The organism is Methylothermaceae bacteria B42, assembly GCA_001566965.1.
Taxonomy (GTDB): domain Bacteria; phylum Pseudomonadota; class Gammaproteobacteria; order Methylococcales; family Methylothermaceae; genus Methylohalobius.
The window spans coordinates 127,524-141,357 of the sequence record LSNW01000014.1 but is presented as its reverse complement, the minus strand read 5'-3'; the positions used below and the strand labels follow the sequence as shown (position 1 = coordinate 141,357).

Below are 13,834 nucleotides of genomic sequence, written 5' to 3'. Positions count from 1 at the left end.
ACAGCACAGTGCATCGCAGTCCCTCACCAAAACCGCCAACCATACTTATTAAAAAATACCCACGCCGACTTAATAAACCATAGAATATGCCGCCATCCCTTCCGCGCCGCATTCCCGCCAAGGTGAGTCACCTCAAATTCTGGCACATAGGCAATGGTAGTAATCTCCTTGGCCCGCATGGATAAATCAAAATCCTCAAAATACATGAAATAATCCGGGGAAAACCCCCCCAACGCCAGCCAAACCTCCCCCCGCATCAGCAGACAACAACCACTGGCCAGCTCCACCTGGCAATGGGGTTTAGTCCAATCGATGTCACGCATCTCATAACGATGGAGGCGTTTTGTGAACATTTTTTGCAACCAAACCGGCGCAAACCCCCGCAGCGCCAAGTCCAAAATGGAGGGATAGCGCTTGCACAAATAATCCACATCGCCATCTGAATCCAGTACCCGAGGCACGACAACGCCTACTTCCGGATTTTCCTTCACAAAATTCAGGGCTTGGCTCAGGGAGTCCCGGGCAAGGAAGACATCAGGATTGAGTATTAACCGGAAGTCCTCGTTGTTATTGCCTGCCACATTATGGCCTTGGCCATATCCAAGATTTCCAGCGCACTGAATCAATTCCACAACCACTCCCCCGGTATTTTGACAATGCTGCAACAATGCTTTTAATTCTTTCAAATATTCTTGATCAGAAGCATTGTCTATCATCGTAATCCGCACATCGTTTAGACAGTTTTCCCTTTGAGCCTCCTTAACCGCAATCCCCAGCGCTTCCAGTGAGCGATCCAAATCACGCAGGGAAGAATTGTGGACCACAATGGAAACTGCCAACCGTTGAGATTCATTCACTATCTTTGCCACTATAAATTTGCCGTTCCTGATTTGACAGAGTGCTAACCCTCTACAACACTTAATTAGAAAGCACTTCCCACTATCACACTAAAAAATGTTTAAATTTCAAGCGATTATTACTTCATTGATCTTGTTTGCGGGATATTGGGCAAACCCATCCTTAGCTACCGAATATAAGTTTTTTGGTGGTTTCATCCCAGAAGGCAAACCGGTGATTGATGGAAAGATTGATACAGGCGAATGGAATCCTCTGGGCACCCGCGTTATCTATAAATTCTTTGGGGAAGATGCACAAATAAAATACCATCTCATGTGGGACTCGGAATATCTTTATATAGCCGCTGAAGTCAGAGACTTTGAGCTATGGGTCGATAATTTCGATCCAGCCAAACCCTGGATAAGCACATTTGACGATGATGCGGTCAAATGGGAGTTCGACCTGGATCTTAGCCGCGACAAATTAATCCAACCATCAGACCGGATATTTGCTATCAATGCAAACGGCACGGCGGCAAGATTCGACCAAGGAGATGGCAGTGGTTCCACCATAGGGGCACAAAAAATTGATGAGATTTTACAGTCCGTTACTCTTAGCGGCACTTTGAATGACAACACTTTCCAAAATACCCATTACTCGAACAGCGATGATGATTTTATTGTTGAAGCGGCGATCAGTTGGAAAAATCTATATGGCTCAACGACACCACCTGTGCCTTCCGATGGCGATGCCATCGGCATCAATATCACAAATATAGAAGATGATACCGGCGGTGCCCTAGATCCTGCTTATTACAAGGAATGGAAGCGGGTATATGATGAAATCACCCCACTGGCGGGAGAAGAAAGCAGACCCGAATTTTGGGCTGAATTCGCATTCTCCGGTTCTTCTGATAAGACGGCTCCTGCCGCAATCAGGGACCTATCTATTACTAATATTCACGGGAGAAGCGCATGGATAAACTTTATTGCTAGTGGCGATAATGCTCTGCAAGGTTATGCACATCACTATGAAATCCGCTATTCCAATCAGCCTATTACGAATGAAACCTGGGCTTTAGCTAGATCCTATCCAGTCAACCAACGCCCCAAGAAAGCAGGTCTTGCAGAAAAAATCCAAATCATTGGCCTTGCTCCTTCCAGTCATTATTACCTAGGCATTAAAGCGATAGATGAGAAAGGCAATGCTTCGGCGCTGGTTACAGCTCAATTCACCACCCTGCCTCAAGACCCTAATGACAAAGGTTTTATAACGCTCTGTCCGGGAAAACGCTATTTTTGCTTTGAAAACAAAGAGGCGTTTGTTGTCATTGGTGACAATCAAGGCATTCCCTGGCCTAAAATCAGGACATTCTACAATGGCTCCATGTGGGATCAGATGCTAGGTAGATTCAGAAATTTCTATTCTGAAGAAGGCATCCAAACGGGGCAAAACTATTTGCAAACTTTAGCTGATAACGGCGTCAATACAATTCGGCTAATTGCAGAATCTTATGATCTCGACTATCCCGTGCGCCTTTTTACCGATGTGTCTCAAGGGCCTGATCACATCAAATTCAACCAAGATACTTTGAATTTCATCCGGACTTTGGCCGATGAAGCCGAAAAAGTCGGTATCAATTTGATTTTGACTCCTTTTGATACTTTCCATTACCAAGTCAAGTGGAATAAAGTGCCTTTTAGTACCACAATGGGCGGCCCCATGGAGTCTCCAGACGACTTATTTCTGCCCGAAAACCGGGTGTATCTAAAAAGGATTTTGAAAAAATTATGCGAAACAATTTGTGATAAAAAAAATATTTTGGCGATTGAATTAATCAATGAATTTGATAGCGATGACCCAAAGTTCGGATGGAATCGCGCTGCATTCGATATACGAGAAAATACCCTCAACGAACTGGCAACTTATTATCGTTCTATAGATCCCAATCACCTAATTTATGTTTCTTCCGTGCGTTGGGATCCTAAGTTCACCAACCACATCCCTGAAGCAGATTTGAGCTCGAAGCCCGGAGCGGATACGGCGGTTGTACTAAACAATGATCTTATGGATTTTAATTCTACCCATATGTATTACCACGACATCCGAGATCCTAACTTAAATCATCCCGACAATACCGCGACCTCGGAGTTTGTCTATCAAGTTGCAGATCTTGATAACACCGTAGCGCCCGCAGTCAGGGTCAACCAAGGTCTTCAATATTACCAAGCTAATGCTTTTGACACCAAACCCTACATGGATACAGAAAGTGGTCCTATCGTTTTTTACACAAAGGCCTACGATGCTTATTTCTCTCAAGCAGATGACGAACAATATTTCCACAACATGATTTGGGCGCACTTAGCAGGTGGCGACGCGGGAACCGGACTAAGATGGCCAGGCGAAATGCTAAAAGATCATAAGTTGACAACAAAAATGAGAGCGTATCAAAAAGCTCTCAGTAATTTTGTCGCCAGTGATCTCAATTTTGCTAATTTTACCCCCCAAAACCTTAGTAATGAATTGGAAATTATCGGAACGGATATCCCTTTAATCAAAATTGGATCCGGTAATGCGAAACAAGGAATTATTTTTTTACTAAAAGATCAACGAAAAGCCATCTATGGAAAAATTTCAGGGGCCACTTTAAAGATAAAAAATTTATCGCCACGTCACAAATATTTTGTGGAATTCTGGAACACCTACGACCCAAATCAAAACTTTCCAATTCAAAAGCTCGAAGTCACACCAGATGGTAATGGCGTAGCAAAAATAGCACTGCCACAATTTAATACAAGCCATGCTATTAAATTTTATCAAGGCGAAGAAATCCCTTTAACAACGGGGTACATGGTCACTGACGATTTATGGTTACGCTCTGTTATCCAAACTGAAGAAAAAGGACCCATTGAAGGCGTTTGGCATAAAGGCGGGGAAGCGTTAACCAATAGAGGTGACCGGGTTATCTGGGGATATTTTTATGCGAACCCAGACGATGTTTCGTGGGGAAGCAAGCAGAATCCCGAGCTTTTCGTCAAAATCTGGTTTGATGTGAGTGGCAGGGTCGATGTGAATTACTTTCATGTATCGGTACCTGATATTCAGGTATACACAGACTATGTTTTTGATGGCCAATACGACCAATCAGGCACCACTACAATGGAGCGGCGATATGTTCGCCATTATTTTCAAAACGGCCAATCCGGTTCTGAAGTCGTGTCAAATTCAGCATCCAATGGGATAGGCGGCGAAGTGTCAAGCAAGCCAATTCGTCAAACAATTCTCCATAATCTGGACATTGGTGCGACAATAAACACGGAGGACATTGGGCCCATTGACGCCATTTGGATAGAAGGAGGCTATGACTCCACACAACGCGGCGATGAAGTGGTATGGGGTTATTTTTATGCCTCACCCAACGACGTATCATGGGGAAGCGAAAACAATCCCGAAGTATTCGTGAAAATATGGTTTGATGCCAGTGGAAGAATAGACGCTAATTTCTTCCATGTCTCGGTACCTGACATTGCCGTCTCATCGGATTTCTCCGATACAAAAGAAGGTTTTCAGCAACAATCTTTAGCGACAGTGTTTACAAGATATATTCGCCACATATATGAACGCTAATAAATTGCTGAATAATTTAAGGATGAATTATCCTGCGCCTCCATCATACATTCTATTTAAAGCATATCTCTAATATTATTATTTAATTATTTCAATTAACAGCCTGGTTATGCGCCCTTTATCTTTTAAATTTTCATTTCTTATGTTTCTGGCGGCTTTTTCCTTTAACCATACTGCCTTCTGTGAAAACCTGCTGAAACACTATCAGCTGCCTCCTGTTCAGCGTGTTCCTGAAACCGATGCTGCCTATAATATTATCCAGCATTCATTGGCATTAAAACGCACAAGTAAACTTCCTGTCTTGGGAGAGGTTGTCAATCTTCGTGAATTTCGCACTAAATTAACAACTACCCTTGAGGACAATATTCCTAAATGGCCAGAAACCTCAAACATTCTAACCTTTACCGGTTCGTCTTTCTCTGAATTGAATCAATTCTTGGCTACACATCAGGGAACAGACATTGGCATAGTGATCAAATTTGCTTCGCCGGAAATTGTCGCCGACACCACATTAGCCGTATCAAGCTCTATATTCCTTGACGGGACCGGGGTAACGGTGAAAGGCAGATTACAAGCGCCGGCTATTGTGTTGGATAAGGACACAATCTTTTCTGGGTTGCGCGGCTTCGAGTTTGATAATGTATTCTGGCCCATCTCTATCAAAGGCGCCAAGAAGATAATTTTAACTCATTTGACTTTAACTCAACCGACCTGGGGAATTACAGTCTTTTCAAAAAGCCGGTTTATCGGAATCGATCAATCTACTATCGATACCCCTCAAAATACCGGACTTCTAGTGCAAGGAGATGTTACTTATCTTCGAATCTCAAACAATGAGATCACCAATGGAATGGCTGCCAATAACGGCAGTGCCGCAATTTTGCTTACCGATAGCACCGCTCCCAAAGGGAGCCCACCGGAAGCTTTTACCAACAATGCCGCCCTAGCTCAACCCATTTGGCCACCAGCCAATGTTCCTCATCAGATTTTGATCACCCAAAATAACTTACACCATAACAGGGCCCAAGGAATCTATTTAGACGGCGCCAATGGCAATCTGATTGAGGACAACACGATTGTCATGAATGACAAAGAAGGCATGTGCTTGGACTTTGGCAGCGCCTTAAATTTAGTCATTGATAACAAAGTTAGTGGCAATGGTAATCGAGCCAGACAAACAGACGAAGACTTGCAAATTGATCTAGTGTCAGGATTCGGGCGCCTACCAGATGGCTCTGCTGTCGCCAAACTTCCGGGCATTTCGCTGGATAACGCGGTTTATAATTTGATCATGAGCAACATCATCAAGAACAATGCCGGTGATGGCGTCAAGTCTGTTCGGAGTAGCCATCGCAATTACATTTTATTTAACTCGATTATCGACAATAATAAAGGGCACAATGACCGATTCCAGTTTTTTGGGGTGCTATTAGGTTCGGCCAATGCGGAGCCGCAAGTGGCGAAAAATCCCCAACATTCTTTGAATTTTTCCCCCTCACTAGAAAACGTGATTGCCGGCAACATAATCTATGGCGCTCACCGTGCCGGCATTTTATTGGATAGGGATGCAGCCTATAATGACATCTATGACAACATAGTGAGGCTATACCGAGTAGCACCGCTAGAAAGTGCGAGCCAAGCGTTCAACAATATTTACGATAATAGCTGGAATTTGGCCCCATCTAATTAATTTCTTACCACATCCTAGCCCGATAATGGGGCATTTGGCTTATTGATGATCCAATCTTCTCTCATTCCCCGGGCAGCTCGCTATCTCTTTTATCTTGCCTTTAAATCCCCTTTTGTCGCCAAACGCTGGCACTGGTTGCGCTATTATCCCCCCATTACCCCTAATGATGCCCTGTTAGTAAAATGGTCCCAAAGCGAATGGCCTGACTATCAACGCTGGATTGATCGCCACACCATCCAAACCTGCCAACAATGGCAATCCTTGCGGCGTCTAGCAACCCCGCCCGGACCTAAAATTTCTATCGTAACCCCTGTCTACAATACCGATCCCGAAGTATTGAAAGAATGTATTTTGTCGGTCAGAATGCAGACCTCCCCCTATTGGGAATGGCTTCTGATTGACGATGCCTCACAGAATCGCGAAACGCGCTCGGTTTTAGCTTCTCCTTATTGCCGCGATCCTAGAATTCGATTGCTTGAGATTAATAGAAGTTGTCCTCAAGGAATTTCTGCTGCGACCAATCTGGGAATCAATCTTGCGCAAGGGGATTTTATTGTTTTCTTGGACCATGATGACCGCTTGGCACTGGATGCAATTCAAAATCTCATTGAGTTTCTAAGTCAACATCCAGCAACCGATATTGTTTATTCTGATCGAGACATGTTGTCTCCAGAGAATAAAAGATTCATGCATCTGATGAAACCTGGCTGGTCTCCGGAAAACTTGTTCTCAGGAAATTATCTCTTTCACTTGATGGCATATCGTAAGAGTTTAATTCAGCAAGTAGGAGGACTGAGATCCGAATATGATGGCTCACAGGATTACGATTTGATACTCCGATGCATGGAATATACTGACAAAATCGAGCACATCCCGAAAGTTCTATATCATTGGCGCCAACATTCGAACTCCGTAGCCCTGAATGACAACGCCAAATCCTATGCTTTTAACGCCGGGATCAGAGCTTTAGAAGACGCCCTTTCAAGGCGGAAGATTTCAGGTACTGTCAGCGAGATTAAAACACTTTGGCGTGGTAACTACCGGGTGCAATTACCTTTACCTGATCAGGAAAAAATCACTAAGGTCATATTGCCGACAGACATCACGCCTGAAAAATATACGGAAATAGTACAGAATCGTCTACTGATCGAGCAAAGCCAATCCTATATTCTGATTCGCCATCAAGCCTGCCAACCCATCGATGCTCAAGCCGAACAGCAGCTGGCTAGCTGGCTTACCCTAAAAAATATAGGCATGGCCTCAGGTAAAGTATTAGGAAAATCAGGACAGTTACATTATGCCGGCGGCATTTTAACCAAAGAGGGCAAGCTGCTTTGGCCTTATCAAGGATTTTCTTCCGAGGAACCGGGATATATGGCGGTTACCGCGATTGTACGTAATATCAGCACGCCTAATCCTTATTGCGTGATGATCCATCGCGAGCTATGGGAGCAGCTTGGAGGCTTTAATCCGGTTTTTCGAGGCGCCCACGGGCTCCTGGATTTTGCTCTCAGAGGTTTGGCGCTCGGTTGGCGCATCGTGTACGAACCCAACGCTGTCTTTAAATTGCTCGCCGAACCTTTACCGGAAATTTTCATGGAAAATGAACAGCCCGTATTCAGAAACCACTGGCAGGAATGGCTGAACAAAGGGGATCCCGCATACAACCCTAATCTTTCCCAGCACAGTCGCCATTATGAACTGGCCATTGAAGAAGATATCAGCTCCTAATCGCTTCCCACAGCGTTTTAAACACTTGGGAAATTCGCGGGCGGTCTCGTATGCTGAAGTACTCATTATTTGTAAACAAGACCTTTCCGCCCACCCATGACAATGCGGGAACAGGTTGATAATCGGATTGCAAAACCAGGTCGTAACGGCCACGTAACAGAAAATACTTGATCAACCGCAGTACCCTATTCTTAGGTAAAACCATAGGATCCGCAGTCGCTAGCTCAGCCAACCGAGGAGCTGTTTGTAGATAAGGAGAAAGCAAAACATCAATATTTGGGGCGGATTTATTATTAGCCACTCGACGAAACGCTTGGAGAAGCGCAGGTGCTGAATCTTCCAGCGTCCAGGGAATTAAAACTTGCTTGATACTCGGGTCAGATAATGTCTTTTCTATTTCGTTGAGTTTGCCATAGCCTTCATCCAATTGAATATTCTTTTTCCCCATCACCCTTAGCCGATAATCACGTAAAGCCTCTATATGCAGTTTGGATAGATCGAATTTACCGAGAACGGCATAATATAATGATTTCATTTGGATCCAGCGCCTGGTTTTCGAGATAGATCCGGGAGTACCGTGCTTTTCCAAGAGATAAAGCACATTGCGGTTATCGTAATACAACACCCATGAGGGCACTTTGGAAAATGCGGAAAGATGCCAAATTATGGATTGCGCGGAAACAACAACCTTTTCCCCCATCTTTGCAATACGCAAACACCACTCCACATCATCAAAATGAAGGAAATAATCCTCCCAAAGCCCTGCTTTTCTGGCAACGTGTGAGCGGATTAGCAATGATGCCGCCGCCACATAATCCACCTTCATCCATTTTGGGCAATTATCCAATTGCAAACTTATATCGATATCTTGAGAGCGCAATCTCTCAACCGGAATATTCTTCCAGGAGTCAATTTCCTGGAAATGACGATTAAGTTTGAGTCGTCCATGCTCAAGATCCACGCCGGCACCCATCTCATTGATTTTCCAAGGATAATCGAGTTGCATCATGGTGGATCCTGCCACAGCGACATCAGAGTGTTTGGATAAAATTTGCACAAGCGCCGAAAGAGCGTGTTTGTGGACCAGTACATCATTATCCAGTAGCCATAAATAGTCATATTTTTCAGCGGGCTGTGAAAAAGCCCATGACAGCCCAGTATTGAAGCCTCCGGTACCTCCAAGATTTTCACGATTGCATATTATATTGATATTATCTTTACGGGCTTTGATTGCTTCTGCCGTCCCATCGGTACTGGCATTATCTACCACCAGAATTTCCATGGCCTCTTTGGGATAATCCATATCTAACAAAGAATCCAATAGGTTAATGACATAATCCTTTTTGTTCCATGTCACAATAATGACTAAAACCTTGGGATAGTTTTTCATTAAATTAACTTGCTTAGGCACGTTTAAAAAGATGATGAAAAATACTGTTCTGCCTAAAGAAAACACTTGTTTCCTTAAGAATTTCAGGTGAAAGCTGTTGTTTCTTTACAGGTTGCTTGTAAGCGTCAAAAACTGCACGCAAATAGGTTATAAATTCTCCAAACTGTAACGAACGAATCAAACCTATCATCATCCGTGAAATGATCATATAAGTCGATTTAGGTTGGGGATAGTAACGTTTTATTAACCATATAGTATTACGAGTAGGAAAATAAATACGCCGCCAACCAGGCCTTTGACATGGCATTCCCCGGTGAACAACCCGGCAATCGGGCAGATAAAATATCTGAAAATGTCTTTGCCTGACTTGATAAGCCACTTCGACTTCATTTTGGTACAGAAAGAATTCTTCAGGATACCAACCAATCTCCTGAAACAGATTGCGCCGAATCGCAAAACCGCATCCAATAAAAAAAGGCGAAGATCCAGCCACAGGCTGTGGGGGAAGATGCCAACTCCATTGCGCCTCCCCCATGGGAGTCTCGATATGACAAGCGATAACCCCTATTGCTGGCTGTTGATCGAAAACATCAATAATTTGATTGAGTGTGGAAGCATCCTTCGGACATGAATCATCGTCGAGCACTAAAATATAATCGCCCTTCGCCTGCCTAAAGCCCGCATTGTAACCGGCGATCCCGTAATTCTCATCCAGCAGGATAGCCTGAATGTTTTCCTGGGAAGCGAGAAATTCCGCGGTACCATCATTAGAGCCATTATCCACTGCAATAATTTCAATATCGGTTCTTCGGCCGCATAATTGAAGCAACTGATCGACTGTTTGCCGAGTTTCATGGAGACGATTGAAATTTAAAAAAACAATGCTGAGTTTTTTATTATTGTGCGAGTCAATTTTAGACATGCTTAATTGCAAAAATCAGACTGGAATAGCTCTAGGGCTTGGGCAACGATATCATCCATATCATAGTATTTGTATTCGGCTAATCTTCCAATCAAGGTGATATTGGAAAACTTTTTCGAAAACTCTTGATACAATTTATATTTATCCATATTCCCGTCATTGAACACAGGATAATAGGGGATATTTTTGCTTGAACTCAGACGGTCATAATCCTGAGGATACTCCCTGACAATAGTCGTACTTCGAATTTCCTGCTTGGTGATGTGTTTGAATTCAGTTATTCTTGTAAAATCAAAGTTCTCAGGATAATTAATTGTAGTTACTTCCTGAAAGTATTCCTTGCTCAAATGTTCAAAATCAAATTTAAGTGAACGATAAGGCAACTCACCAAAACGATAGCCAAACAACTCATCCACCATTCCAGTATATATAACATGCCCATTAAAGTTCTGCCCAAACAATTCCATCTTACCGGAGTCTAAGTTTAAATGCAGAATTTCTTTGTAATCTGTATTTAACATCAACTTGATGTTTTCATGAGAAATCATATTTTCAAACAATTTAGTATATCCCTGACGGGGAACTGCTTGATACTTATCCTGAAAATACCTATCATCCCGTGAAATGAAAACAGGCACCCTCGCCGTCACTTCTGGGGATATCTCTTCAGGAGTACAAGCCCACTGCTTTGCTGTGTAATTGGAAAATATCTTCCGGTAAATAAAATCAGCAAGGTAGTGAAGCTCTTTATCTTTCTCTTTTTTTAACTCAAGAATGGGAACCTTTACATCAAATCCATAACGCTCGATCAACTTGGTTTCCAAAGAACTAGCCATCGATTCAGGAAATAACAATCGCAAGGAGTTCAAGTTAAATGGCAATGGCACTTTATTGCCATCAACTACTACTAAAACCCGGTGATGATATTCTATCCACTCTGTAAACTGACTTAGGTAGTCAAACACTTTTTTATTTGAAGTATGAAACAGGTGCGGACCATATTTATGTACAAGCACACCATATTGGTCATAGAAATCATAACAATTCCCCCCAATATGCTGACGTTTTTCCACAATCAAAACACGTTTATTCAATACTTTTGCAAGTCTTTCAGCCATCACTGAACCCGCAAATCCCGCCCCGATGATCACATAATCGAACATGTGAGTTTCCTCAAAATCCTACCTTACATATGGTTAGAAAGTTTATCTATTCCTATCTCTAGCTTCTAAATTAGATTTATATTAATAAATATTTATTAATATTCCACATATAGATACATATAAATAATGTATTTTATCCAGAAGAAAAGCGACTATCTATCCTTTCACGAATGGGATAATACGTATATTGGAACTAATACGTGGTGATGAACTGAAAATCATTTGATTCGGTAACCAGGAGCAAAGGCACGCACTATCAAGCCATGAGCACGTAGTGATTTATCATTGCCTGCCTCCCCCCTCACCATCATTTTGATAAATTTCTCCCCTTGTGGTGTGGGAGGAGAAACTTGATGTTCAATTTTGTCAATTTGCAATCCTGCCTGTTCAATCATTTCCCTTAGCGTGGCTTCAGTAAACCAGCGGATATGAGTAATGCACGTTAGACCATATGGAAGGTAATCAAATCTTCCTTGTGCCAGATCACGCACCAGAGACCAATGCCCGGCGTTGGGCACGCTGGCCACCAAGCAACCACAAGGCCAAAGCATGTATGTCAAACGTTCAACAACTTGCCAGGGATTTTCCAAGTGTTCCAGGATATCGCCACACACAATACAATCAAATTTTTGGCTACTCGTAAAATCTTCTACCGGCGTCACAAACACTTCCCGATACCACTTTCGCGCCTGGCTGGCCATTGCGGGATTACTTTCCACACCGACTATTTCTACATGAGGACGTTTTTCAGACAAGTGCTTCCCCAACCATCCACGCCCACAACCAATATCGAGAATGTCCGTAGCAGCAGGAGGTATCCATGCCACCAGATCACTTCTGTCTGCCTCTCCATAGCTTCCAAACCTATGCACTAAGGCATTGGGGATTAGAAAGGCTTCTTCTGGTAACCGAGAAATAAAATCGGCATGATTTTCAAACTTTGTATTGGAAGGAAACAAATCACCTCGGCAAATTAAGCAACTTGGGTCATAAGGCTGAGTTAAATCAGTGGCTGGGCGATGTTGCCCGTGGACGATTTGGGTTATTTCTAAAAACGTGCTCACCGTGGTATAAACACCGGGCAGCTCGGCGACTTGCTTTGGATTCGGACTGATATTATAAACGGGTGCAACCACGGCTGTTTGCTGGAGTAACAATGCGTTCAACAGCTGATCCCAAGTTAGCCTTGGTATTACCAATTGCGGGTCGGAAACGATGCAAATAAATTTGTTTCCGTCCGAGTCAGGCCATTGCCAAGATTGTTCGGGGTGGTAACTCACCCAGTTGCCGTTCGGAAGTTCACTTTGACTAAATTTTCGGCAGAAATCGTAAGAATACGCTACTTCTTTAACCGGCGGGGAATCGACCGTTGGCCAAAAAACCTGTAAATTCACATCCATTCCATGTCAATCACAATTATTACTGTTAACTATCATACCGAATCTTTTCTTCCCGCCCTGCTGGAATCTTTAACAGAGCAAATAACCATCGAAGCATGGATTATTGTGGACAACAGCGGCACTTTTGAGAATTCGCTTTCCGCTGCTTTTCCAATTCGCATCATTAGCCAAAAAAATAATCCCGGCTATGCCAAAGCCGTGAATTTAGCGGTTCGGTATGTGAATACTCGCTGGGCGCTTTTGGTCAACCCTGATGCACTGCTTCTGCCCGGTATGGTCCAACTGTTACGGGAGGCGGCAGTTCAATTTTCCGCACCAGTGAGTGGGCCACGTTTTTTTTGGGATAATGCCCGCCGATTCCGCATGCCCCCTGCGCCAGGCGATCACCCTTGGCTGGCAACCGCGCTGATCGGTGCAAGCCAGCATTTTACGGAAGCTTATACGCTGGATCATTATTGGCAGCTTCGTCACGATCATTTCTGGCGTCAAACCACGCCATTTTATGAGCCTTTCCTGTCCGGAGCCTGTTTGTTACTGGATCTACAGTGGTTCGAGAATAATTCCGAGCCGGTCTTCGATGACAGGTTTTTTCTTTATTATGAAGATACCGACCTGTGCATGCGGCTACTTCAACACCAAATCCAACCCTTGTGCGTACCAGAAGCGCAGATGGTTCATTACTATAACCAGAGCCCGGCGCCTGCCTCCAAAAAACAACAGCTAATGGCACAGGCCCGCGCGCAGTTTTATCAAAAGCACTTTGGGACAGTACCGGCTCAATGTTCGATCAGCATTGCTAAACCCGCCTCGGAACCGGCTCTATTGGGAAAATTTCAGCACTCACCTGAATTTACAATAGAAAAAGAGAGCAATGGCCCATTATATTTTGAAATCAGCCACAACCCCTGGTTTATTCCATTTATCCAAACCCAAACCCGAGGCAATACCCCTATCATCCTCCCCGACGAAGTATGGCAACAGCTTGAGCCTGGCCGGTACTATACTCGGCTTAGGCATCCAACACTGGGCACCCAAAAAACATGGCAGTGGAACAAGATTTAATTTTTAGTCTGC

General features: G+C 43.6%; 9 protein-coding genes. 4 read left to right on the top strand and 5 right to left on the bottom strand.

Annotated elements, in window-relative coordinates:
* Window positions 1–23: 23 nt before the first annotated feature.
* Window positions 24–857: a hypothetical protein gene (locus tag AXA67_07315; GenBank protein ID KXJ41027.1), complete on the bottom strand. Its 834-nt coding sequence runs from the start codon at window positions 855–857 to the stop codon at window positions 24–26.
* Between the two features lie 97 nt (window positions 858–954).
* On the opposite strand from AXA67_07315, the gene AXA67_07310 reads away from it, so the two are divergent.
* The 3 genes from AXA67_07310 to AXA67_07300 all read left to right on the top strand — a co-directional run bounded on the left by AXA67_07310 (window position 955) and on the right by AXA67_07300 (window position 7,885).
* Window positions 955–4,464: a hypothetical protein gene (locus tag AXA67_07310; GenBank protein KXJ41026.1), complete on the top strand. Its 3,510-nt coding sequence runs from the start codon at window positions 955–957 to the stop codon at window positions 4,462–4,464.
* A 109-nt stretch (window positions 4,465–4,573) separates the two neighbouring features.
* Entirely contained in the window at window positions 4,574–6,154 is a 1,581-nt protein-coding gene (locus AXA67_07305) for a hypothetical protein (GenBank protein KXJ41025.1), read from the top strand.
* A gap of 45 nt (window positions 6,155–6,199) precedes the next feature.
* Entirely contained in the window at window positions 6,200–7,885 is a 1,686-nt protein-coding gene (locus AXA67_07300) for a hypothetical protein (protein KXJ41024.1), read from the top strand.
* On the opposite strand, the gene AXA67_07295 is transcribed toward AXA67_07300, so the two are convergent.
* The 4 genes from AXA67_07295 to AXA67_07280 form a co-directional block, all read right to left on the bottom strand.
* On the bottom strand, window positions 7,875–9,275 hold the full coding sequence (locus AXA67_07295; GenBank protein ID KXJ41023.1) for a hypothetical protein: 1,401 nt from the start codon (window positions 9,273–9,275) through the stop codon (window positions 7,875–7,877). The two genes, AXA67_07300 and AXA67_07295, sit on opposite strands and share 11 nt — an antisense overlap.
* Before the next feature lie 13 nt (window positions 9,276–9,288).
* A complete protein-coding gene (locus AXA67_07290; GenBank protein KXJ41022.1) occupies window positions 9,289–10,197 on the bottom strand; it encodes a glycosyltransferase in 909 nt (302 codons plus the stop codon).
* A 2-nt stretch (window positions 10,198–10,199) separates the two neighbouring features.
* On the bottom strand, window positions 10,200–11,360 hold the full coding sequence (locus tag AXA67_07285; protein KXJ41021.1) for a UDP-galactopyranose mutase: 1,161 nt from the start codon (window positions 11,358–11,360) through the stop codon (window positions 10,200–10,202).
* Window positions 11,361–11,578: 218 nt separating this feature from the next.
* Window positions 11,579–12,760 (bottom strand): hypothetical protein, encoded by a 1,182-nt coding sequence (locus AXA67_07280; protein KXJ41020.1) that lies wholly within the window; start codon window positions 12,758–12,760, stop codon window positions 11,579–11,581.
* A 3-nt stretch (window positions 12,761–12,763) separates the two neighbouring features.
* Between AXA67_07280 and AXA67_07275 the strand changes: the two genes are divergently transcribed.
* Window positions 12,764–13,822, top strand: a complete 1,059-nt coding sequence (locus AXA67_07275; protein ID KXJ41019.1) for a hypothetical protein — start codon at window positions 12,764–12,766, stop codon at window positions 13,820–13,822.
* Window positions 13,823–13,834 lie beyond the last annotated feature (12 nt).

Coding starts and splice junctions, on each gene's coding strand:
- AXA67_07310 (KXJ41026.1), top strand. CDS start 955: ATGTTTAAATTTCAAGCGATTATTACTTCATTGATCTTGTTTGCGGGA.
- AXA67_07305 (KXJ41025.1), top strand. CDS start 4,574: ATGCGCCCTTTATCTTTTAAATTTTCATTTCTTATGTTTCTGGCGGCT.
- AXA67_07300 (KXJ41024.1), top strand. CDS start 6,200: ATGATCCAATCTTCTCTCATTCCCCGGGCAGCTCGCTATCTCTTTTAT.
- AXA67_07295 (KXJ41023.1), bottom strand. CDS start 9,275: ATGAAAAACTATCCCAAGGTTTTAGTCATTATTGTGACATGGAACAAA.
- AXA67_07290 (KXJ41022.1), bottom strand. CDS start 10,197: ATGTCTAAAATTGACTCGCACAATAATAAAAAACTCAGCATTGTTTTT.
- AXA67_07285 (KXJ41021.1), bottom strand. CDS start 11,360: ATGTTCGATTATGTGATCATCGGGGCGGGATTTGCGGGTTCAGTGATG.
- AXA67_07280 (KXJ41020.1), bottom strand. CDS start 12,760: ATGGATGTGAATTTACAGGTTTTTTGGCCAACGGTCGATTCCCCGCCG.
- AXA67_07275 (KXJ41019.1), top strand. CDS start 12,764: ATGTCAATCACAATTATTACTGTTAACTATCATACCGAATCTTTTCTT.